The following is a 23,042-nucleotide window of genomic DNA, read 5'->3' as shown; positions in this document are numbered from 1 at the left end:
GAGACCATAAAAAGAAAAAAGGCTTATCCCGTAAGGGATAGCCCTGTTTTTCCCACGCTTTTTTACGAAATCTTTTTTCTCACTCGAAGGAGAAATCGGAAATGTTTATTATGTTGTCGGTTGGGAATTTTGGTTAGTACAATTTCAACTCTATCAACGTCACGCACTCCACATGACTTGTCTGCGGAAACATATCCACCGGCTGAATCATTTCTACCTTATACTTCGAACTTCGAACTGCGATATCCCTCGCTAAAGTTGATGGGTTACAAGAAACATAAACAACCTTCTTCGGTTTTACTTTCAAAATGGTTTTGATCAGCTGTTCGTCTAATCCAGTTCTTGGCGGGTCGACGATAATGACGTCTGGCTTCCATCCTTCTTTTACCCATTTTGGTAGCCATTCTTCGGCCTTTCCAGTTACGTATTTGGTGTGGGAAATTCCATTTCGGGCAGCGTTTTTCTTAGCATCTTCAATCGATTCATGAATAATGTCCATGCCGCGAATTTCTTTTGCGCCACCCGCTACCCACAATCCGATTGTGCCAACTCCGCAATACGCATCAACAACTTTTTCCTTACCTGTTAATGCAGCCGCTTTTTTTACTTCATTATACAGCTTGACAGTTTGCTCAGGATTTAGCTGGAAGAAGGTTCTCGCTGAAAGCTCGAAGCTTAAGTCACCGAGTGTTTCCTGAATAAAGTCTTTCCCACCCAGGCCAACTGTTTCCTCTCCAAAGATTAAAGAGGTCTTTTGACCATTAATGTTTTGGATAACTGATTTCACTTCAGGTAAGCGTTTCTTAATTTCTTCTATTATTAATGCTTTTTTTGGCAGCTCTTTCTTTGTTGTGATTAAGACAATTTGCAGCTCTCCTGTTTGAATGCCAACTCTAGAGACTATTGTTCTCACGAGACCTTTTCTTGTTTTTCATGGTAAATTGGGATTTGTAGATCTTGGAGAATTTTCTTGACCGTTTCTGTTGCACTTATTGTTTCTGGATGCTGAACGGCACATTGGTCAATATTAATGAGCCTGTGAGAATTCATGCCGTATAAGCCAGCTAACACTTTTCCATCCTGCATGCCAACTTGGAACTGCTTTTTTTTTGCGATATTTCCAAGGGTCATCCATACCATTATTTCTTTAATGTTTAGCTCATTCATGTTTAATTTTGTATGGCGTTCTAATGCTTGAATAACGATATCGCGTTTTTCCTTCAGCTGCTGGCTATATTGAAGGTGCTGAAGCTGGCAGCCGCCACATTGCTCATATATTGGGCATAATGGCTGGATACGAATTTCGGATTTTTTACGGATTTTCCCTAATGTGACCGTTCAACGATGTATTGTTCACTTGATTCGAAATTCCATTATGTATAACAAGAATTTTACGGCTTCCTTAAGGAAAGTGTATGGAGCCCCAAGCCTTAAAGCTTGAAACAGTGCGTTCGAATCCTTTGAAAAGTAGTGGTCTAAATACCCCAGAGGTGTGGACGTGTGGAAACGAAACTTTCATCATGTGGAACAACTATACAATTATGGTAGTAACATACGTAAAATCATGTACACAACCAATGCCGTTGAAAGCATTCACTCAAGCTTTCGGAAAGTTACAAAAAAAGGAGCATTCCCCCATGAGAATGCCCTACTAAAAGTCTTATATTTACGGACAAAAGAATTAGAAAATAAATGGAATGATGGCCGTATTCAGCAATGGGCTATGGTGATGAATCAACTACTCCTTCATGAACATCTCAAAGAGCGTGTGTTAAAGGATTTAGAAAGACTTACACACTTTAGTTGACAAGCACATTCACTTTTTATTTTTATGCTTTTTTCTTCTCTTTTTCTTTCTTTTTTTCTTTCTTATTTTATTACCTTCATATTCAAATGGGTCTTCAGTTATAATATAATCCTTCATTGCTAATACAATTTTACTTTCCTCAATTTGCATTATTAGTCTAGGTAGTTCCTCTAAATTATTATAATAATTTCTCATTGCTACAGGCTTTTCCAAATACCTTATTAAATCATCAATATTTGGTTTCGAACTACTCCATAGTCTTTGAACCACTTGATTGTTTGCTTTATGATTGGGTTGAATTGTTTTATATTTTATTACAGGGTCCATAAAAAATTTGGTTAACGCTGATATATCAGTTATATAAACATCCCCATATTTACTACCAGTAAAGTCAAGAGTATTCAAACAAACAATCTTAATTATGTTACCTGGACAAGTTTCAGGCAAATTGATTGTTGCTCTTTCTTTTATAACTTCCCACTGTTTTTTGGCAATTCTTTCCCTTCTATTTACTTGATTTACCCCATTTAAAACATCTTCTTCTCTTTTCTTAAATTCATAAGGTGAAAATTGCCTCTTTATACTCTTAATTTCAATTAATAATAATCTGCCCTCAAAAGTTCCAATAACATCATACTCTACATCTCTTCCATCATATGCTTGAAATTCAATAGACTCTGGGTTTATATTAATATGAGGCAAAACGCTTAACATAAAACGAAGAGTTTTTTCAAATTCAATACCTTTTTCAATGTCTTTAACCTTCCAAAAGATTATTTGCTGTTCTACCATTCGAGCTATATTTAACTGTTCAATCAAATACGGTGTAAATACAACATGATTATTGCCAACATATATTAATGGTTGAGAGAATACATCTAGTTTAGAGTTAGGTTTAAAAACTAACAACTCTATTATTTCTGTAGCTTTATTTTTACCAAATTTAAAGATTTCAAGAAATTTATTAATTAATACATCTAATTCAAACACAGGAGCCAAATAGCAGAAAGTCTGTTCATTTTTATCATCAATATTATCATGTGATTTATTACTATAAATATAGGCAAATACCTTTAAGAACTTTATTCCTTTTAAAAAGTCTTCTACCGGAATCTTCCTACTTTTTCCAAATTTCATTTTTACAATTGTTGAACCATATGTTTCACTTAAATCTTCATATAAACCTTTTATATTTATATCTATTATCTTTCCTACTTTAATAAATATATCAGTATTAATATTGAATAATGATTCAGGGTTTTCCAAAGAAAACTCAAACTTATCTATAATGCTTTGTATCGTTTTATATTCAGCTTCATTAATTTTATTTATTAATTTAGCCATATTTATAAAAGCCTTATATTTATATCTATGAATAGCTGATATTTGTACTTTTAATGCTTCATCATTTGGAGGAATAAAATATAGGACACTTTTGTCTTCTATCGAAGTTTTAATAAAGTCCCATTGTGAGTATTTAACTTTTTCCCAAAGTGATTCAAGTGAATTTCTATGTAATGAAAGCAACAACAACTCCTCAACACTAGGAATTTTATAAGGAGAAATATCCGAATAAACTTCAAAATTACTTTTTTCAATTTTTCCTTTAGAATTAAAATGTAAAAACCTAAAAAGCGTGTCGAAGATTTCAACAGTATTTTCTAGGTTATCTTCTATAGACAATAGATTTTCTTCTGATGTTATTGCTTGCTCTAGACCCGTAATGTAACCTTTTTCAACAATTTTCTTACTAACTTCCTTACCTGCGTACCTTGATTGATTTTCAATAAAAGTGCAAAGCATTTGTATTTGCTTAGTAAATGGGTAACTTAAAAAATCATTTTTTAAAAGACGCTTTTCATTTTCTTTTGCAAATTTATTTATAAAATGTATAGTAGCTACGACATTAAAATAGGTTTCTTTAAAACTTATTGCATTATCATCATCAAATTCTTTATCAAATTTCTGAAACTCTTGCTCTAGATGCTGACATAATCGAAGAAATTTATTTAATTTTTCTTGGGAAAATTCTCTACTTAGTGGTTCAGGTAAACATCCACTTAACAATAGTCCCTTCCTAAAATCTTTATGAAACATAAATAACTGCATTATTATCTTAGCTGACTTGATTAAATTTCCTGTTTCCAATGAACTTTTCAAATCTTCAAAACTATATTCTTTCATTTCTAAGTCTTCCAATTATTAGCCCCCATTCCCAAGCTTTTAAACTTACATAATAAATTGTTTTTTCAAACACATCCCATTCGACTCAGATCACAAAAATCCCCTATATAATTTACATGAAGTAGGGATTTTACGTACATGAAATTTTATTAATAAACACTCGCAGATAACGAAGCATACTTTTTAACATTTTTATAGAATTAATCTTACTAAATTAATCATTCAATAAATTATCAAAATCGTAGCAACAAACTTTATTCAGTTTTCGATTATTAAAGTGTAATTAGATCACAGAAGAGAGAAATTATAATGGCTTAACCTAAGAGACTTTGTTTCTACTTAGAAAATAAGTTCTAGGTGAGTTGTGACTCGTGTCCAGTATGCAATCAGCGACTATCAAAAACTATTAAAACAATTTAGCAAGAAGATAGGCAGCATAAGCAGCAAAGGAAACTGTTACGATAATACTTGTATTAGCAACCCCATTAACTCAGGTGGATAATGATAAGTAATATTCTTCACTTCAATCTTCATTTTTTATATTAACTCAAATTTCAAGTGCAATATGGCCTAATTTAAATTATAATGTATATAGAAATATTATCCAATACTATCAACAATCTCACGGGGGCAATTTTATGTCAGAACATGATAATGTAAAGTCTGGTTATTGGTCCATTGCAACACAAAAACATCTTAAAGCCTATAGAACTGACAGTTCGAATATTGATGAATTTGATACCTTAAATACTGCTGGAAAAGCAGGAAGGTTATTAGGTGTTATTCGAGGAAATAATGAAATAGATAACATAAAAAAACTAGAAAAAATGGCTAACTCAGTTAACATATCCCCAAAAGAACTACACAAAATTATTCTACCGATGCTTGAAGAAGCTTCTGACAAGCAAGTTGAGATTATTAGAAATAGTGTTGGAGATATTACAGGTATCGCAGAATACGTTTTTACTAATCATAATGTTTTAGATATTACTGGTAAAGTATTTGAAGTATCTGGTCCAACTCCTATAGAAAGAATCACTGTCGAAACGATGGATGCAACAAAAAAAATCCCTTACCTTCAGGGCGAACTCACTCAGCTTTTTAATAAGCAAGGCTTTAGTGATCAAGAAATTCAGTTAGCACTTACTTTACAAAATCAATTTAAGCTAATTCAACTGCTGAAGAAATCGAAAACTCAGGAGGCTATTATCAGTAATGAATACGTCTGGGGTCCCAATCATAAAAAAATCGCTATGGCAATATCTAGCTTAGACTTTGGCAAAAAACAAAATCTAAAAGATATAATCGAACTTATCCAAGGAACGCAAGGTTTCCCACTGGAGAAATTGCCTACTATTGATAATGAGTTATTTATACTTGCGAAGAAAACTGGAATGATAAATCCTATTACAATAATCTCAAGTAGAGGAATTCAAAAGGATTTTGGATTTAGTTCAGAACTTATTAGTTCTGCAGGATATGAAGATGACATCTTAGACGATGTAAAGCTACTGCTGGCTTCGCTCAGATTTGGTGAAAACTATACCCAATATTCAACAATTGAACAGACTGAAAGATTTCTTAGCTTTCTTATTGATCAAGGTAGAATTGGACCTCATCCAGCCAACGAAACTGACTATACGCTTTTAGAAAAAAAGGGTATTATTAAAGTCTCATATGGTTCACGCTACAACTATTATAGAGGTAGAAATGAAAGTGGCTATTTTCTTGAGCTAATTCGAAAAGATGTCGCACAAGCCGCATTGGATATAATCAAAAGTCCGGATTATCATATTTCTTCTTCGAGCGATGTTACTGATTATTCATCTTTATCTGATACAGGTTCTTTTGTAACACCTGAAGAAAACAGAATTCATCTCGGCGAATCTCCGGAACCCGTGAAGGAAGCTGAAGAATATTTAAATAGGATCCTTAGAGATGAAATTTTGTAACATTGAAGGAGTAACATTTGAAGAAAGATACTGGTAATTCAAGAAAGGAAGGTGCTTTCATGTCTCACGAGAACAATTCAAATAAAGAGGATTCCTTTGGTCTTGATGAAAAAACACATGGTACTGAACAATCTAAACATTCGGATATACCAACTAATGATAAACCAACTGTAGTACCGGAACAAGTTCAACAACCAACATTTGACTTACCAGAGACTATTGATAAAAAAGAGAAACTAACAGCCATACCATTAAAAAATACGATTTCGTATGATCGTCAAACAAAACATAATAATCGAGCTAATTCAACTAAAAAAGTTCCTAATGATAAACCAACTATATCTAGTGGAGACTTACTAGAATATAGGATGAAGAGATTACTTTATCATATGGGATACTTCACTAAAACTGGAGTTTTGCTAAAAACAAGTAATGATGATTCTGCAGACCCGATTACTGATCTAGATGTTTTCGGAATCTATATTCATAGAGACTTTTCAAAAAAGACACTTTGGGTTGATTGTAAATCAGGCCAAGCACGACCACATGATAGATTAACCTGGATCCATGGAATTCAAAGTACACTCAATGCTGACGATGTAATATTCGTTAAAAATGATGTAAGATTTGCTACCAAACAATACGCTCGAAAAACTGGAGTACAAATACTTGATATTCGGTTAATCGACAAGCTTGAGTCCGATTTTGGAGTAAAATATTCTGATTGGCGCGGCTCCTGGGATTATAATATTTTGAAAGATAAAAAAACAGCTTTTTCTAGAATTAGTATTCCTAACAATGAATCATTTAAAAAAATTACATCTTTCATTACAAGTAATTACTGGAATCTTGATAATTTCACTAAAGTCAAAAAAAGTATAACTGCATTAAGGGATTTATCATCTTATGTTAGCTTGCCACTAGAAGAATCTCAACTTTCTGCTATTCGGTGGGCGATATATGAATTAGTTTGTTTATTAACCTTGGCTACTCTTGATATTTCCAAGGAAGTGTATTATTTTTCTGAAGAAGAAAGACGTGAAACAATTACTGAAGGTCTTATTTCAAGCGAGATTCCTATAAAAAAAAGAAATGAAATTCTCAATGCTTCCTTTAAGATAGCGTTTAGTTTAGTTAAACAACAAGTTCCGGATTTCAATATTCCTACCAAAAAGCAAACGATTAATTTAACCCCTCCTAGCTATCATGAAGCTTTTTTAGACATGATTTCGAGGATTACAAAAAATCCTCATGCATACTATGACATTCTAAGGTATTTCGATTTTGTACTTTATGAGTATGACTTAAAGGACAAAGAAATTAATGAGAAAGAGTTGGGTCAATATTTTAATGACATAAAAAGCATTACAATAAGTGCTAAAACTTTACTTCATTTTATTCATCAAATCACTGGCATACCAAAACAAGTTTTTTCGTTATTAATTTAACACAAAATACGTGTGGATGCTGCTTAAGGTCTACACGTTAATATTATCCAAATAATATTAACACATATATAATATAATCCAGTTACCATTCCATTCCTTATACAATTTTTATCCCCTAATAATAAAATTCGTTGTCTATACCAAAATTAGTAGTTTCTAATTCACATGGATATTTGTGTTCAGTGATATGTTTTTTATATTTAAATCCAAAATTTTTTATCTTCACATAACTAATAATAAAATTAAATGGAAGGCCTGATCGTGTCATATTTAAAAATCTTATTGATATAGAGATTTAAATAATTTGCATCTAATGATGATTAATTCATAACTTCAATAATTGAGTATGGAGAATTCTTTTCTTCAATAAGTAGAGCAACTGCAACTTCACCCTCACCTGCAGATTTACCAGTATTTGAAATCCCCCATCTTGTTTGATCTTTTATATAAAATCCTGTTGTTTCTAAAATATTCTTGATGAATCCATTCCTATCATCTTTAAAGATAGTTCTATATATATAATTTCCTTTTAATTTTACACATGTATTAACAATTGAATTTAACAACACTTTATATGAATAGCGTTTTGTATGTAAACGCTAAAATATAATTAACAGTTTTTGCTCATTTCAATTGAACACTTTTTCACCGAGTTAATAGATTCCTATAGACTAGAAATACTAGTTTGTAGGGGGACTGTACTAATGGAGGAGAAGCTTGTGTTATATATTGAAATACATCAACTACGTGAACGGAGATTCCGAATTGCACAAATCGCAAAACGGCTTAAGATTTCATGTAACACCGTGTACAAATATTTAGACATGACATTCGAAGAAGCTTTAAATGAATTCAGTATTATTGAACGGAAGAAAAAGCTAGATCCCTATCGGGATTGGATTGTCAATTGGCTACGTAAATATCCGAGTCTAAGTGGCGCACAAGTTTATGATTGGCTGCAGGAACATTTTCCGGATATTGAGGTTGGAGAAAGTACCGTCAGACGATATGTAAATGAAATGCGGGAAATTTATCAAATTGATAAGTCAGAAGAGCCAAGAGAATTTGAGGCTGTAGACGAACAGCCACCAGGTAAACAAATGCAGGTTGACTGGGGACAAACGATTCAAAGAAATGCGAATGGTAAAGAAATGAAATTATGTTTTATCGCTTTTGTGTTGGCACATTCTCGTCAGAAATATATGGTATAGCAAGATCGTCCTTTTACTACGCAAGATACAATTCTTTGTCATGAAAAGGCATTTCAATATTATCGCGGTTTCACAGAAGAGATTGTATATGATCAGGACAATTTAATCGCAGTTAGTGAAAATGCAGGAGATCTTATTTTAACAAAGCAATTTCAGCGTTATGTAAAAGACCGTAAATTTAAAGTGTATCTTTGTCGCAAAGCAGACCCTGAGTCCAAAGGGAAGATTGAGAACGTCGTGAAGTATGTGAAAATCAACTTTGCGAAAAATCGTATTTATTCTACCCTTGAGGATTGGAATGAAAGAGCTATAAAATGGCTAGAACGGACAGGGAATTATAAAGTCCATAACACCACAAAAAAGAGACCTTTTGAAGTGTTTCTCCTGGAAAAGCAACACTTGAAAAAAGTCTCCTCACCGCTTTCTTTATCAGAAAGCAACCATACAGAAATTATAACAAGGAATGTGAACAAGGACAATACAGTTCGGTATACGTCTAATCGATACTCTGTTCCGTTAGGAACCTATACGAAGCATCCACACAAGTAAACTTGATTCCAAATGGACAAATATTAAGGATTGTGGTGCCACATACTGGTGAAATCCTTGCGGATCATACGATAAGTTTTGAAAAAGGTAAGTTGATTAAAAATGTAAATCACGGACGTGATTCGTTCCACGTCGCTCGATAAGTTACACCAACATGTGCTTACGTTATTTCCTTATGAAGGAGCAGCGCAATATATACAGGAAGTCTGTCATACATATGGACGTTATCGACGTGACCAACTATTACTCTTCCAAAAAGTTGCGACGGAGAGTCCAGAATGGATTTCTTTCGCTCTCGAAAAATGTATTCAAGAAAAATTGTATAGTGCCAATGAATTTCGTGACGTTGTCGTCTATTTTAAACGTACGAAACAAGAGACTGATATTGGACCAACAGTTGATGTGGAACTAAACCAATCTGTGACAATAGCAGTTCAAACAAGGGATTTACAAGAATACATTTACCATATGGGAAGAAAATGAAATGAGTAAGAGTGTAGCAGATATTCAACAAGCTTTTAAACATTTGAGGTTAACAGAAACGGCGGAGGGCTTCCATAGATTCTTCGTCAAGCTGAGCAGGTTTCATGGACCTACTTAGAATTCTAAGAGCAGCTTACAACATTAGAGTTAAGAAGACATGAAGAAAAAAGCATTGAAAAACGATTAGCGTGGGCGCGCTTCCCATATCATAAACCGCTACATATGTTTCATTTAGATGAGCAGACAGCGATTACGGAGCGTCAGATGAAACAATTACGTGAATTTCAGTGGCTCGAACAAAACTATAATTTAATCTTATTAGGGCCACCTGGTGCCGGTAAAACATTACTGGCCGTTGGCTTAGGCATTGAAGCTATTCAAAATGGATTTCAAGTGTACTTTGTGACAATGGGTGAATTGATTCAGTTGTTAAAAACAGAGGAATTTACACATCGCTCTCAAATTCAATTAAAACGCCTTCGTGCATCCGATATGATTATTATCGATCATGTCATGTATATGGCTTTAGATCAACGAGAGGCAACATTATTTTTCCAGCTCGTACACCAACTGTATGAGCAAAGCTCGCTTATTTTAACATCCAATCGTAGCCCAGAAGAATGGACAGAGTTGGTGGGCAATCAGGGGATGATGACAGCGATTTTAGATCGTCTGTTACACCGCGTGGAAGTAATTCATATGAACAACGAAAGTCATCCATTGAAGCATCAGCAAAAGATTTTCAACGAGTAAAAAGTGTTCATCGTTAATGAGCAAAAAATGTTCAATTGGGGTTGACGGTTACAATTTTCAGGTAATCACTCATTTGATGTCCTAAACTGCTATTGAATAGTGTATATAATACGTCATTTTTGAATGAATGATAGAGAGTTTGCTAAATTGCTTACCCATACCTATCACATCACAATCGTTATAATTATTATCCATTACTCAATTATTTTGTATTCGTCTGATATCTTTTTGCTAAATCCCTTGAATCACTATTTCCACATCTCACAACATAAAATTTCGTCATATAATTCCAATATAATCCATATGGGAAATCCGAACTGAAATCAGATACTCGATTGAATTGTTGCGTTTGCTAATACATCTTATTACAAAACGAAAAGCCCTCTCGCAAAGGATTGGGCTTTTGATATAGTTAAAATGTGGTTCTAAATCACTGTGTTCTCACGAGCGACACACACTTACTGTATTCCACATACACCGTATGCGGTACATCGCTTCTGTTATAGTGGCAAGAAGTGCGTAGATTGTAGGAGAAGGGAAGTGAAATTTCGCCGTTGCATGTTACTTGGAACTCCCTTTGGAATTAAGTTTCTTCAGGTTCTCTTGACCTGTGATCCGGCTGTTTTAGTGCTGACGCATATGGCCCGTCGAATTCAGTTCAACGAAGTATTCCTGTGGAGAGACTCCTTATGTTTGACTGTCAGCACCTCAAAGTTGCGTCCTTTTGTGATTTTGTAAACAGCGTTATATAATAAACCCAACTCCTCAAGAAAGGAATGAAACCGACTGCTCTTTAATATTGGACATTGTATTATCGTACTAATCCCCACCCTGCATCCGGCCGAAAAAAGAGAATTAATTTTATGCACTGAGTTCAAAGGAAGTGTTAGCAATACTCTTCTAGAACGCATCATGCGACTCTCACAATCGCATACCAGGGTTTTAAAAATTTACATTAGACTAGTTGCTATCTTCAATTTTATTTTTTGATAAAAGAACGCGTGCAGTTGAACTATACGACACTGCATCAATATTATCGGGGTATTTCTCGCATAACTTCACAACTTCATGAGCTATCGGCTTCCACGTTTCAATCTTTTCCTCTCTATTTATATGCATTATACATTTATACAATAATGCTGCGGATAATTGCGCTTCATTTTCTTCATTATTCCTATCTGTCTATAAATCTGAATAGCTTCATCACAGTAAATTTCGGACTCCTGAAGTTTGCCACTTTGTACATGAATCGCGACAATATCCAATAGTAAATCAGCTAAACCATTAATATAATATATTCGATTTTTAAGAACTAATTTTCTACTTTCTGATAAAGCTAAATTATAAAAATTATTCGCAGCTTCTATTTCACCTTTCTGAAAGTATAAAGAAGCCAGACCTTTAAGCACTATAACATAGCCTTGGCATTTTTCATTTGATAAGTTTTCTTTCACTAATCTTTCGTAGATCCTTAGAGATTCAAGTAGCATATCTAAAGCACGAGGATCGTCTGCATTTAAATTTTTATACGACATGCCTAGATTGCTTGTAACAAGAGCTCGTTGAAAATCAATCATTGTAGGGCTGATTTGATAGCTATCTTGATACTTTTCAAGCATTTCTTGAAGTAAATTAAACATCATTCTTGCTTCCTCTAGTATAGAAACAGAAGTTCTATAATCGTTCCTACTGTAATAGGATGCTCCAACATTTTGAAGTAGTAGAGCATACAAAGGGAATTGAGAATAATCACCTTTTTCTTCTAAATGTCTGCAGATATTAATTCCGCTTACAAAACAAGCCTCTGACTCTTCAAATAAACCAAGATTATAATATATGGTACCTACTTTTTCGAAACAATTAACTAGCTGAGGCAAATATGTCTCAGTATCGCAGTCAGCCAATTTTTCGTATATCTTCAAGCCTTGTCCAGCCGATTCGAAAGCTTCAGCAATGTTGATATTTAACAGAAACAGCTGAGCTCTCAAGATTCTAGCATCTGCATTTTCTTTAAGTTTGATATTGTTTTTGCGCTCAATTTCTTCAATCTCATTTAACTCCTGATCTAAATCTGTTTTATTTAACACTTCAATAGCTTTGTCAATATTTCCATCCAAGAAAAAAGATATTGCATCTGAAAAAACAAAAGACAATGAATTACTATTTAGAATATTTCGAGCAGTATTAACCACTTGTTGTTCCATAAAATCTATTTGTGAGGTTAATTCAGCAATTTTTTCATATAAATTATTTCTTTCTGATTCGAAATAAGCATCACTTCTAGCAATAATCTTTTCTTTATCATTTAATTGAGATTGCAAATTTTTTATTTCTTCGGATAACTCTCTGAATTTAGGTATTTTGAAAATAAGATCCTGCCTCTCGCCATGTTGAGAAGCAATGATATTATTTAGTTTCACTTCCTTTTCCCAATTTAACTTACTTAAACGAATATGATCCGAGTTTATCTTATTCGTTAATCTTGGCGGTCTGTGAGCTAGATCATGATCATTAGGACATAGTACTGCAAGATTATCATAGCTATTATTTCGAGATATCTCATATTCTTCTATATGATGAATGATATATGCATCTGATTTTACCCCTTTGCAACAACAACAAGTATAGTTGTTATTGTATAATAACTCTTGAAGAGTCGAAAAATCGATCGGCTGTCTTTGAATATATCGTTTAACAAGTTTGGCTTCTTCTTTAGCAATAGAATAAAATTGACCCAGCTTTTCTATAGAAAGTGTTCGGAAAGTAGTTATCGGCAAATTGAATTGGTCATATTTATCTGCGAGATCACTTGGAACTCCATATTGAATATACTTACCTATTATTTTTCCCATAATTTCTCCTTAATTTATTCAATTTTTTGATCACAAAATTCTTATTAGCGATTGCTGTTTTATACTCATGAATTACTTTTATTGCTCTGCACTCAATTTGATAAGCTTCAAACTCAACTATACGATCCAGCAAAGATAAATAGAAATTCCCCATTACACACCCTTACCAGAACCATTAAGACTACGACTATGTCTAAATAATATAATTATTTTTCCCAGAAATCTCTACTTTCCTGAAATAGACTACAACACTTCCCTCAAAAGATCGGTACAAAGATATCTAAAAAATGACAGCTTAAACTATCCCAATGATACTAACAAAAGTCCAACCGGTACGGTCGGGCTTCAACTAACAGGTAAAGTGGTTCTTAAATGCTAATTTCTCGATAGCGACACACAGTACTCAACATGCCTTGAGTAGACAAAAATGATGTCATAAAGATCTACTGGTTCCTTGGAGGAAAGGTATTCATTCACCCCTTGAGTAAAAGACGAGTTTTTCAAAAACTTAACTACACTTGCTTTAAGTTTTTTAATGATCTACACGTGGACATCTAGGTATTAAAAATTTTCATTTTTTATTTCTGCTATAATATTTTCATAGCTTGATTCTAGAATTGCTTTGGGATTTTGATTAAATCCAAGCTCTTCTTTAGTATATGCATCTACACTACTGGAAAGATAGTCCTTCAATAATCTGTCTGTAATATATTTATAACTATGGATTACTTCTAATACAGCTCCACTTATTGCATTAACTAAATGATAAGTCCAGATTCCATTTTCATAGTTCTCCTTCCGCCTTTGTTAATGATGCTTTACTGTAATGCCCTAAGAAATGTATCTACTTTGTTTAATATCTTTACAGAGTCCATATGTTTGCTATGTTCTTTCCACTCGCTGTTCATCAATGTCTGTATGAGTGCTAATAGATTCTCCCTTGCTTCGATTGTCGGCAATTTACCTTTAATCAGATATTCGTTATATACAAGCACTTCTTGAATACTTTTTCTTGGTAGGTCTTCCTCAATAGGGTCTATATCACTTAAATTTGTTATATTCACATATAATGCCCTTGAGAAATTTCGGATTATTGGATAACTCGGAGCACGTTTAATACCTTTTTCGAGCTTATGAATGTACCCTGCGTCTATTTTTGCCATCTCACCTAATTGTTTGTAAGTCAGATTTTTTTGTAGGCGATAGTGTTTAGATTCTTGGAAAACGTTCTTGGAATCTCCCTGTTCCCCTTCACTTTAACAATATCTCCATGCATATTCATTCTCTCCTCCTGTTCAATTTGCCTAATCCGTTATCGAATTAGAACTCCCTGTATTAATAGCTTCTAAAAAGAATCCTTATTTATTTGAAACTTACTATATTATAGATTCCATTTGTTAAAATATTCGATGACAGGACTGGGTAGAGAAGTATTAAAGATAATTAAGACGAAGGAAAAAAGTAGATAATGGACACTGAAAGATGATTGAAACAATTATTGCAAATGAGGAAATTGAGTAGAAATTATTGAAACTCTATCATTTTCTACAATATTCATGAGTATCCTCAAGTTTTCTAATATTTTCGCATTTGACAAAAAATAAAATACAGCAATCAAACACAATATATAGTATTTAACAAATAAAACATATACTACATATTGTTTATTATGGAAAATAATGCTATAATTCTTAATTGTGGGGGTAGACAAGCGATTACCAAGATTACAGACAAGGAGGTGAACTAAATGGTGCGAGTACGAATTAATACGTCTCAAGTAAATAGAGCAATTAGAGAGTTAAATAGAGAAGTAGATAAACAAGTAAAAAGAGAAATGCAAAAACTCGAACGAGAGCTAAAGAGGAAGCTTAAATAAAAAAGCCCTTATTTGTTTTGCAGAACAAATAAGAGCCAAGATTTTTATATCCACGTCTATATTACAATAAATTTCATTTTCATAAAAGAAGACTTACGTTCGCCTCCCACACATATTAACTAAAGAGGTGATGTATATATGGGCAAAAATCAGCATGTTACACCACATTCTGGTGGTGGATTTCAAGTAAAAGGTGCAGAAAATTCACGAGCTACAAAAGTTTTTAATACTCAACGTGAAGCTATTTCATATGGTAGAGAAATTGCAAAAAATCAGCAATCAGAACTTGTTATTCATAATCTAAAAGGTAGAATCAGAGAAAAAAACAGCTACGGAAACGACCCTTATCCACCAAGAGGTTAATTGAAATAATATCCATAAGGATTCAATAACTACTTTACAACTGCAACAGGGAGGAATCTCATTCCTCCTGTTTCTTATGTATTTTTATCGGTATTTGATTTAGTAACAAGGAATTGTTTCATTTCTTCTTCGCTTAAATCTCCAGGTTGAATCCCCAGCTTATTACAATGTTCAAACAATGACCTCACTTTTACTCTTGGGTCTTTGGGATTTCGAGGAATCGCAAAGACTTCGTCAGGGAAGGCATCATCGAACGCCTCCATCTCCTTTATCAATTTTTCATCAGCTTTCATTTTCCTCACCACCTTTTATATATTATAACAATTTTCCACCCAGATTTTCTGCTATCCCTAACCCCTTGCCCCTACAAATTTCAAAATCATCTTAGATTTAAATTCAAAAAACCCTGCCCTTCTATGTAGTTGCAAACCATAAATGGTAACTCCCTCCTTCTCACAAACCCTTGTCATTCCTGCCTTTCTCCGATTTCCCCATTTTCTGTCGTCAAATTGATTGTTCCCCCGTTCACTCCTTTTTTCTCCTGTTTTTTGTCAGAATCCTTTTTTTTAGGAAAATAAGTTGTTCCCTGAAAGACAGGGTGAAGGGATTAGGAACGAGGGGTTTCTCCTGCTTTTCCCCCTAACTTTTTTCACTCTTTTTCTCATGCTTCCTTTCCCGAAAACCTTAATATGACAAGGATTATCGAGCTTGTATCAATCGTCTAATTGCCTCTTGCTTACGTACCAACGGTACGTTTCCATGCTTTTGGACATAAAAAACGAGGAAAACAGGAGACAATCCTCCGATTTCCACTCGTTTTAGGGAACAACTTATTTGACCAAGAGAAGAAGTTATTCGCCTTGGAAAAAACTCAATTTTGCTTTAACATAGAAGAACAGGGTTTAGATTTTATGGGAAAAGGAGCAATTTTTATAACCACTACTCAAATCTTTTGAGGTCGGAGAACCATATTATTTACTTTTACAATAAATCAAACACATCCATGCTTCTAATTTTTGAATCAATATATCTATTTTGAGAAGTTATATCCTCATTTGTTTTTTCGTCATTAACTAATTCCTGACAATGCAAACAACTTTCAATCCCAAACTTTGTTAGCATTTTTATTAAATAAAGATTCATTCCTTTTTTAATCATTTGCATTATTGTGTACTTTGCTACACATTCTGCACTTGCACTACCTAAAGTATCTTTCAAGATTTTAAAAATATACTCATACGCAATCCCAATACTTGTCCCATCCTTCTTAACAAATAATGGGTAATTTTCATCATTATTATCAACTATGCAATTCCTTAACTCCAAATATAACTTCATTTGTTTTCCAAGACCGTTTGGTAAATGAATAGAAAAGTTGTTTATTGTAATTATATTTAACTCTGAATCATAATCTTTCAATTTTATGGTATCAATTACTTGGTTTTTTATTCCTGTAAGCATGACTAATTTTGTGACTATAGCAGAAGTGAATATTTGCACAGGATTCTTTTTGGACTTACCTCTATTTTCCAATAGGAAATATAGAGTGTAAGTATTTAAAATTCCATCACATCTATTCAAAATTTTAGTGAAAGCTTGTTCTGTAATTGGGGATTTAAGTTCGGTTGTTTCTAATCCTAACTCAATAATTTTATTATCTATCGAATTCTTTATTGCTGAAAAACTTATAGCACTGTCAAAGTTATCGTTTCTAATATCCAAGTTTTTATTCAAAAATTCAAAGTAAGATTTTATAGCGGAAATATATAAATCAATAGTATTCTTAAAAGAAATGCTATACTTTTTAACATAAAATTCTATACTCTTGGTTATTGCAATGTTATCAATTCCTCTTAGCACTTCTTTGTAATTATTTTCATTTACACCATAATCCGCAGTTAAAAACTCAAAAAAAACTTCTATCTTTCTTTTATATGTTGCTAATGAGCTATCATAAAAATCACTATCAGTACGACAGCTTAAAAAAAGTTCTTTTGTATCAAAAAAACTCATAACCCAGCCCCCAAATCTTATCTATATATTACTCTTCAATAAAAACATTCTTTCATACCTTTTTAAATTCACTTACCCATAAAGTCCAACTTGTACAGTGAGTGGCACCCTTGTGAACCACTTGAAAACTTTGCTCTTGTATCTTCTATTATACTATTGATTGTCTGGTTACAAATATTTTTGTCAAAAAAATCTAACAATTCTATCCGTTTTCCCTAAACAAATCTTTCAGTTCCTTTAACGATTCTGGAGAGGGAATTTCCACAAAATACTCTAATACGAATTTTCAGTATAGACTAATAGCACAGCTTGTCTCCCCACTACTTTCTAAGATACGTTACCCTTTCCCAAATTGGTATTTCGATGACCCTACTTTTTTATTCCTTATTTTTATCCAATCCACTTTTAAGAGCTACAGCTAACATTCCAAGAGCAATAAATCCGCCATATTTAATTCCCTTTTGAATGTACTCACCAAAACTTTTTTTCGTTTCCTTTTGTATATCTTCGACTCTATCATCAGTTTTATCGAGCATTTTTTATAAGTTCTATCCATTGTTCAGGTGTGAGGTTATCCTTTTTTAAATTTTCAGCAATAATTTCTTTTGTTTTATTAAAACTTTCAAGTGCTTTTACAGAAACTTCTTTTTGATCTTTAATACCATTTAATATAAAATCCTGATTTTGCTTAAGTAGATTAGTCACATTAGGAATTGCTGGGAGCATTTTCTCTAAAACATTTATATCAATCTTATTTGTTAAACCTAAAAATTTCAGGAAATTCTTGTTTTCTGCAAGTTCAGCCTCACTTTCAACTCCTATTTCATTTAGCACAGCTTCACGACTCACGAGCATTAAATCTTTTTCATTAGTTTCCATTTGTACTACCTCCTTATTTTCCTTATAACAAGATTTTTAAATTATAAATAAAGTTCATTCTACGATAATTACGTACATAGCCCTCGAAGAATTGCATGAGGTTAAAATATTGTTTCTCCATCGTATCTACCTTTCTTTATATCCTTAGTTTTTTATTTTCAAAATAACATACTACTATTTTATGTTATTATTTGGTATTGAGAAAGTCTGTTTAAAATGAGGATTATTTACGGAGGGAAAGCAATGCCAAATACTGATTGGACAATACTAAATTCCTTACAGATGGGGCGATATGCAGAGTATTATGCAAAGATGGAGTTTGCCTCATACGGATGTGATGTTTACACTTCGGAAGTAGATGACCATGGCGTAGATTTTATAATAAAAGATAAAAATGGTCGGTTCTGTGAGATACAAGTTAAATCTCTTAGAGGAACAGGATATGTGTTTATGCAGAAAAGCAAATTCGACATTACTAATAAAAACCTATACCTTGCTCTATTAATTTTTAATATTGGGGAAATGCCAGATATTTTCCTTATGCCAGCACAAGCATGGGAAGTACCGAATGAAATGTTCGTTGATAGAAATTATGATAAACCAGGGCAAAAAAGTGCTCCTGAATATGGAATTAATATCTCCAAAAAGAACTACTCCATACTTGAAATCTTTAAATTTGAGGATTCAATTGAGGATTTTTTATGAGAATGCCCCTGCTATTGCTAAATGTTGATTTGTATAATTAAATGAGGTTATACCGAATGACAAGCAATGATTTTTTACAATGGAAATATGCTCGGAATTATCAATCATTTCACAACAAATGTTATCGATGTAAGACAGTACTTACTAATTGTATCCAAACAGTTAAAATTGGAAATAAAATTATTGAAAATGCTCAAATTCTTACGTGTCCTAACTGTTCAAAAATCAAAAAGGAAGATTAAACAGAACCAATAATCATATTAAATGATATATACTTTGGATTGATACAACAACTAATAAAAACAACCACCTCAAGACTTTGCAAAACAAAGGAAGTGGTTGTTTCATAAAGCAAAAAGGGTGGTCGTTCTCAAAAAAAAATAACCTTTTATGAACCTACCCCCGAAAGCTCGGCAAACTATATTTTACCAAACTTTTGATTAAACTAAAAGTAAGTCAGGAAAATTGCAAGAGTTAAATCATCTTTTAATTCTTGTTGAAGCAAATGAAATAATTCTTCTTTTGATTCTTTTGGAAGAATACGGATAAACTCCTGTAAGCCCATATTGAATAAGCACAGCATCAACATTTTCTGTCTTTCTTTTTTAAAAGGAAGAAAAACACCATCCCAGAGTTCTAACTTATTTTCCCCTGGTGTATATTCTTCGTAAATCTTATAATTAATCGGCTGAGCTTCTATTTTTGGGATTAACATAGGGTCATAACTACCTCCTCCACGTTTTTGAACAATACGGGCATTTCCAGGCAAAAATTGAATCCCAATTAGAAATACCGATTTTCTCATTCACATAACGTAGATTATATTTCTTTTGTTCTTGTTCCGAGAGAACCCTTATCAAATTATTGCTACAATATGGGCAACATTCTTTTGGTATTTCTTGCTCATTCTTCATTTTGTTCTTTTCCCCACTCAACTTGTCTACAAATCTTTTTACTTATAAGTAGTTGGGTATCTAAACAGGCTTCTACAATATCAGAATGGCTATATACCTCTTGTGACCAGAAGTTCACATCACCCCTATCTTTATTATTAGAAACAACATGCAAATTTTCTAACATTTGATAGTATTTCACTCTTCATCCTCCCTCTAAACATCCATTCTTGTTTATTTAACATCTCTCGCAAGGTTTCCTTAGTTTCATCGGAAATAATCTCTATAAATCGTTTCAATCCCGTGGCATGTAAACTGAGTAACAGCATATTTTCTGCCACATCCAGTCTCCCTTTCTTTAAATACATGTCTTTTAATAAGCACTTAGAAATCAAATCCTCCTCAATATAAGCTGGTTCTTCCGTTATCTCTAATTGTTTTGCGAATTCTAACCTTTGATAGTCTTCTCTAATTCGTTGGACTTTTTCTATATTAAGCCCAAGAATTTATGCAATCTTGTCATCATCCCAATTTTCATCCATTAAAATTCTGGCTTTTTCTTCTGTCCATTTACGAATTGCTTCTCTTTTCATATCCTCAAGGAGTTCTGTTTTCAATTTCCCCTTCCAATCTTGTTCCATTAAACCTTCCCCCTTTATTAGTGACCGCTCTATCATCACCTCTCTTCCAGGTAGTAGTCTGATATTTCATTTAGTATTGCAAAATATTCTTCTTCCCTGTCCGCTACAAATCCATAATCCTGCAATTTAACAGGCTTAGTCTGTAACCATACACGAATATTATTGTCCAACTCTAATTCATCATCAAGTGATAGAACCTCCACCAATTCGGTTATTTCAATATCTTTTTCCTGCTGAAATCCCTTACTCATTCTAAATCCTCCTTGTTCATATGTTCCTTAAGTAGTAATGAAACCTGTTGATTACATCTACAAAACTCACTTCATCCACGTTTAAGAGTCTCCTGCTTTTTCATCACTCCCTTCAATAGCGTTTGGTTTCAAACACAATGAAAAACGCCCAGTCCTAAGACTGAGCGTTCATTGTATAGAATATGGAATTTTTACAATACCACTGTATGTAGTCATATTATTTTCATCCCTGTTTTTTTGTAATTTTTTACAATTACATCATAAACTTTCTGTTTATTTTTATCAAGATAATTTATTATTCCTTCCCTTTCCCCTAAAACCCCTAAAAAGAGAAACAGAGCGTTACCCTATTCCTAAAATTTTTTTATTTTTACTGTTTCTCTTGAAACTGTTCTAACTATGTACAGTAATAATAAACTCCTTCTACTCCATCCCGATCAAACCCGCATTCCTACGTTCCCTAATTTCTACCATTTAAAATAAAGTCCTGCACAACTCACTCATTTTCACAAATTTCTTCTCAACTTTTTATCCCACAACTTTATTATTTTTTAAAAATAATGTAATAGGACATGGAACAGAATTTAGGGTCAAGGATAAGGATTTCCCTTCTTTTCCTCTCACCTTTTTCCTGAATTAAAAAGGATGGGATTCCTGTTCCCACCCTTTCTTTCATGCTTTTCTTTCCTGCATTTCCCCACACCTTTTCCACAGGAATATCAGAACTTTGTTTTGATTATGCTATGGGTTTGTTATGTGAAGCAGGAGTTTATTATTGATTTAAAAATTTCAGCTCTATCAACGCCACGCACTCTACATGACTTGTCTGCGGAAACATATCCACCGGCTGAATCATATCCACCATATACTTCGAACTTAGGACGCTAAGATCCTTCGCCAATGTAGAGGGGTTACACGAAACATAAACAACCTTCTTCGGTTTTACTTTCAAAATGGTTTTTATAAGCTGCTCGTCTAACCCAGTTCTCGGTGGGTCAACAATGATAACATCTGGTTTCCAGCCTTCTTTCACCCATTTTGGGAGCCATTCTTCGGCTTTTCCGGTTACATATTTGGCGTGGGAAATTCCGTTTCGGGCTGCGTTTTTCTTTGCGTCTTCGATTGAATCAGGAATAATGTCCATGCCGCGAATTTCCGCTGCGCCTCCCGCGACCCACAATCCGATTGTGCCAACACCGCAATACGCATCTACGACTTTTTCCTTGCCTGTTAATGCTGCCGCTTTTTTCACTTCATTGTATAGCTTGACGGTTTGCTCAGGATTTAACTGGAAGAAGGTTCTAGCTGAAAGCTCGAAGCTTAAGTCTCCGAGTGTTTCCTGAATAAAGTCTTTCCCATCTAGGCCAACTGTGTCTTCCCCAAAGATTAAAGAGGTCTTTTGACCATTAATGTTTTGGATAATTGATTTTACTTCAGGTAAGCGTTTCTTAATTTCTTCTATTATTAAAGCTTTTTTCGGCAGCTCTTTCTTTGTTGTGATTAAGATAATTTGCAACTCTCCTGTTTGGATGCCGATTCTAGCGACGATTGTTCTCACGAGACCTTTTCTTGTTTTTTCATGATAAATTGGGATTTGTAGATCTTGGAGAATTTTCTTGACCGTTTCTGTTGCCCTTATTGTTTGTGGATGCTGAACAGCACATTGGTCAATGTTAATAAGCGTGTGTGAATTCATCCCATATAAGCCAGCTAACACTTTTCCATCCTTCATACCAACTTGGAACTGGCTTTTGTTGCGATATTTCCAAGGGTCGTCCATGCCGATTGTTTCTTTTATTTTTAGTTCATTAATATTTAATTTCGTGTGGCGTTCTAATGCTTGAATGACGATATCGCGTTTTTCCTTCAGCTGCTGGCTATATTGAAGGTGCTGAAGCTGGCAGCCGCCACATTGCTCATATATTGGGCATAAAGGCTGAACACGGAATTCGGATTTTTTGCGGATTTTCTTTATTTTTGCCTCGGTGAATTTTGGGTGCACCTTTGTTGCCTCGACAACAACCTCTTCGCCAGGCAAAGCCCCAGGCACAAAGACGACTTTCTTTTTGAAATAGCCGACACCTTCCCCATTAATGCCCAGTCTTTTGATCGTTAATGGAAAGGTTTGCTTTAGTTTTATTTCAACAGCTTGCTCTTGTTTCATGTTGTTATTTCAACTCCA

17 protein-coding genes and 4 pseudogenes are annotated in these 23,042 nt (G+C 33.6%); 8 read left to right on the top strand and 13 right to left on the bottom strand.

Annotation, left to right across the window (positions count from 1 at the left end):
* Positions 1–133 precede the first annotated feature (133 nt).
* Positions 134–1,323: pseudogene (gene rlmD, locus KDN24_RS06385) on the bottom strand (23S rRNA (uracil(1939)-C(5))-methyltransferase RlmD); the annotation flags it as partial.
* Here rlmD (KDN24_RS06385) and KDN24_RS06380 point away from each other — a divergent pair.
* Positions 1,319–1,807, top strand: a pseudogene (locus KDN24_RS06380) (transposase); the annotation flags it as partial. The pseudogenes rlmD (KDN24_RS06385) and KDN24_RS06380 sit on opposite strands and share 5 nt — an antisense overlap.
* Before the next feature lie 9 nt (positions 1,808–1,816).
* Here KDN24_RS06380 and KDN24_RS06375 read toward each other — a convergent pair.
* Positions 1,817–4,006, bottom strand: a complete 2,190-nt coding sequence (locus KDN24_RS06375) for a hypothetical protein (protein WP_409972139.1) — start codon at positions 4,004–4,006, stop codon at positions 1,817–1,819.
* 623 nt (positions 4,007–4,629) lie between these two features.
* Between KDN24_RS06375 and KDN24_RS06370 the strand changes: the two genes are divergently transcribed.
* From KDN24_RS06370 to istB, 4 genes and pseudogenes are all read left to right on the top strand, one after another.
* Positions 4,630–5,943 (top strand): hypothetical protein, encoded by a 1,314-nt coding sequence (locus tag KDN24_RS06370; RefSeq protein ID WP_409972140.1) that lies wholly within the window; start codon positions 4,630–4,632, stop codon positions 5,941–5,943.
* A gap of 17 nt (positions 5,944–5,960) precedes the next feature.
* A complete protein-coding gene (locus tag KDN24_RS06365) occupies positions 5,961–7,391 on the top strand; it encodes a hypothetical protein (RefSeq protein ID WP_409972141.1) in 1,431 nt (476 codons plus the stop codon).
* Positions 7,392–8,110: 719 nt separating this feature from the next.
* A pseudogene (gene istA / locus KDN24_RS06360) lies at positions 8,111–9,634 on the top strand (IS21 family transposase).
* A 1-nt stretch (position 9,635) separates the two neighbouring features.
* Positions 9,636–10,387 (top strand): annotated as a pseudogene (gene istB / locus KDN24_RS06355) (IS21-like element helper ATPase IstB).
* 1,118 nt (positions 10,388–11,505) lie between these two features.
* On the opposite strand, the gene KDN24_RS06350 reads toward istB, so the two are convergent.
* Together KDN24_RS06350 and KDN24_RS06345 are read right to left on the bottom strand one after the other, a co-directional pair.
* The gene (locus tag KDN24_RS06350) at positions 11,506–13,239 is read right to left on the bottom strand and encodes an HNH endonuclease (protein WP_409972142.1); all 1,734 of its coding nucleotides are present in this window, start codon (positions 13,237–13,239) and stop codon (positions 11,506–11,508) included.
* 818 nt (positions 13,240–14,057) lie between these two features.
* Entirely contained in the window at positions 14,058–14,402 is a 345-nt protein-coding gene (locus KDN24_RS06345) for a hypothetical protein (RefSeq protein ID WP_491348353.1), read from the bottom strand.
* A 584-nt stretch (positions 14,403–14,986) separates the two neighbouring features.
* Here KDN24_RS06345 and KDN24_RS06340 point away from each other — a divergent pair.
* Both KDN24_RS06340 and KDN24_RS06335 read left to right on the top strand, forming a co-directional pair.
* On the top strand, positions 14,987–15,115 hold the full coding sequence (locus KDN24_RS06340) for a hypothetical protein (protein ID WP_409972143.1): 129 nt from the start codon (positions 14,987–14,989) through the stop codon (positions 15,113–15,115).
* A gap of 138 nt (positions 15,116–15,253) precedes the next feature.
* Entirely contained in the window at positions 15,254–15,478 is a 225-nt protein-coding gene (locus KDN24_RS06335) for a DUF2188 domain-containing protein (RefSeq protein ID WP_409972144.1), read from the top strand.
* Between the two features lie 74 nt (positions 15,479–15,552).
* Here KDN24_RS06335 and KDN24_RS06330 read toward each other — a convergent pair whose 3' ends face one another.
* From KDN24_RS06330 to KDN24_RS06315, 4 genes are all read right to left on the bottom strand, one after another.
* Positions 15,553–15,771, bottom strand: coding sequence for a hypothetical protein (locus KDN24_RS06330; RefSeq protein WP_409972145.1), 219 nt, complete (start codon positions 15,769–15,771; stop codon positions 15,553–15,555).
* A 688-nt stretch (positions 15,772–16,459) separates the two neighbouring features.
* Positions 16,460–17,491: a hypothetical protein gene (locus KDN24_RS06325; RefSeq protein ID WP_409972146.1), complete on the bottom strand. Its 1,032-nt coding sequence runs from the start codon at positions 17,489–17,491 to the stop codon at positions 16,460–16,462.
* Between the two features lie 377 nt (positions 17,492–17,868).
* Positions 17,869–18,027, bottom strand: a complete 159-nt coding sequence (locus tag KDN24_RS06320; RefSeq protein ID WP_409972147.1) for a hypothetical protein — start codon at positions 18,025–18,027, stop codon at positions 17,869–17,871.
* Positions 18,017–18,370, bottom strand: coding sequence for a hypothetical protein (locus tag KDN24_RS06315; RefSeq protein WP_409972148.1), 354 nt, complete (start codon positions 18,368–18,370; stop codon positions 18,017–18,019). Before KDN24_RS06315 ends, KDN24_RS06320 begins: the two co-directional genes overlap by 11 nt.
* Before the next feature lie 243 nt (positions 18,371–18,613).
* On the opposite strand from KDN24_RS06315, the gene KDN24_RS06310 reads away from it, so the two are divergent.
* A complete protein-coding gene (locus tag KDN24_RS06310) occupies positions 18,614–19,075 on the top strand; it encodes a DUF4365 domain-containing protein (RefSeq protein WP_409972149.1) in 462 nt (153 codons plus the stop codon).
* A 445-nt stretch (positions 19,076–19,520) separates the two neighbouring features.
* On the opposite strand, the gene KDN24_RS06305 is transcribed toward KDN24_RS06310, so the two are convergent.
* The 5 genes from KDN24_RS06305 to rlmD (KDN24_RS06285) form a co-directional block, all read right to left on the bottom strand.
* Positions 19,521–19,844 carry a hypothetical protein gene (locus KDN24_RS06305; RefSeq protein ID WP_409972150.1) on the bottom strand — a complete coding sequence of 108 codons (324 nt, stop codon included), beginning with the start codon at positions 19,842–19,844 and terminating at the stop codon, positions 19,521–19,523.
* Positions 19,845–19,978: 134 nt separating this feature from the next.
* Positions 19,979–20,170, bottom strand: a complete 192-nt coding sequence (locus KDN24_RS06300; protein ID WP_409972151.1) for a hypothetical protein — start codon at positions 20,168–20,170, stop codon at positions 19,979–19,981.
* A 304-nt stretch (positions 20,171–20,474) separates the two neighbouring features.
* Complete coding sequence (locus tag KDN24_RS06295; RefSeq protein WP_409972152.1) at positions 20,475–20,609, bottom strand: hypothetical protein; 135 nt, start codon at positions 20,607–20,609, stop codon at positions 20,475–20,477.
* 35 nt (positions 20,610–20,644) lie between these two features.
* The gene (locus tag KDN24_RS06290) at positions 20,645–20,860 is read right to left on the bottom strand and encodes a hypothetical protein (protein ID WP_409972153.1); all 216 of its coding nucleotides are present in this window, start codon (positions 20,858–20,860) and stop codon (positions 20,645–20,647) included.
* Between the two features lie 772 nt (positions 20,861–21,632).
* Positions 21,633–23,024: a 23S rRNA (uracil(1939)-C(5))-methyltransferase RlmD gene (gene rlmD / locus KDN24_RS06285; protein WP_491348352.1), complete on the bottom strand. Its 1,392-nt coding sequence runs from the start codon at positions 23,022–23,024 to the stop codon at positions 21,633–21,635.
* Positions 23,025–23,042: the final 18 nt, after the last annotated feature.

It is taken from the genome of Cytobacillus sp. Bva_UNVM-123 (genome assembly GCF_046351715.2).
Classification (GTDB): domain Bacteria; phylum Bacillota; class Bacilli; order Bacillales; family Cytobacillaceae; genus Cytobacillus.
The sequence above is the reverse complement of the archived record's forward strand: the minus strand, read 5'-3'. Positions and strand labels throughout refer to the sequence as shown.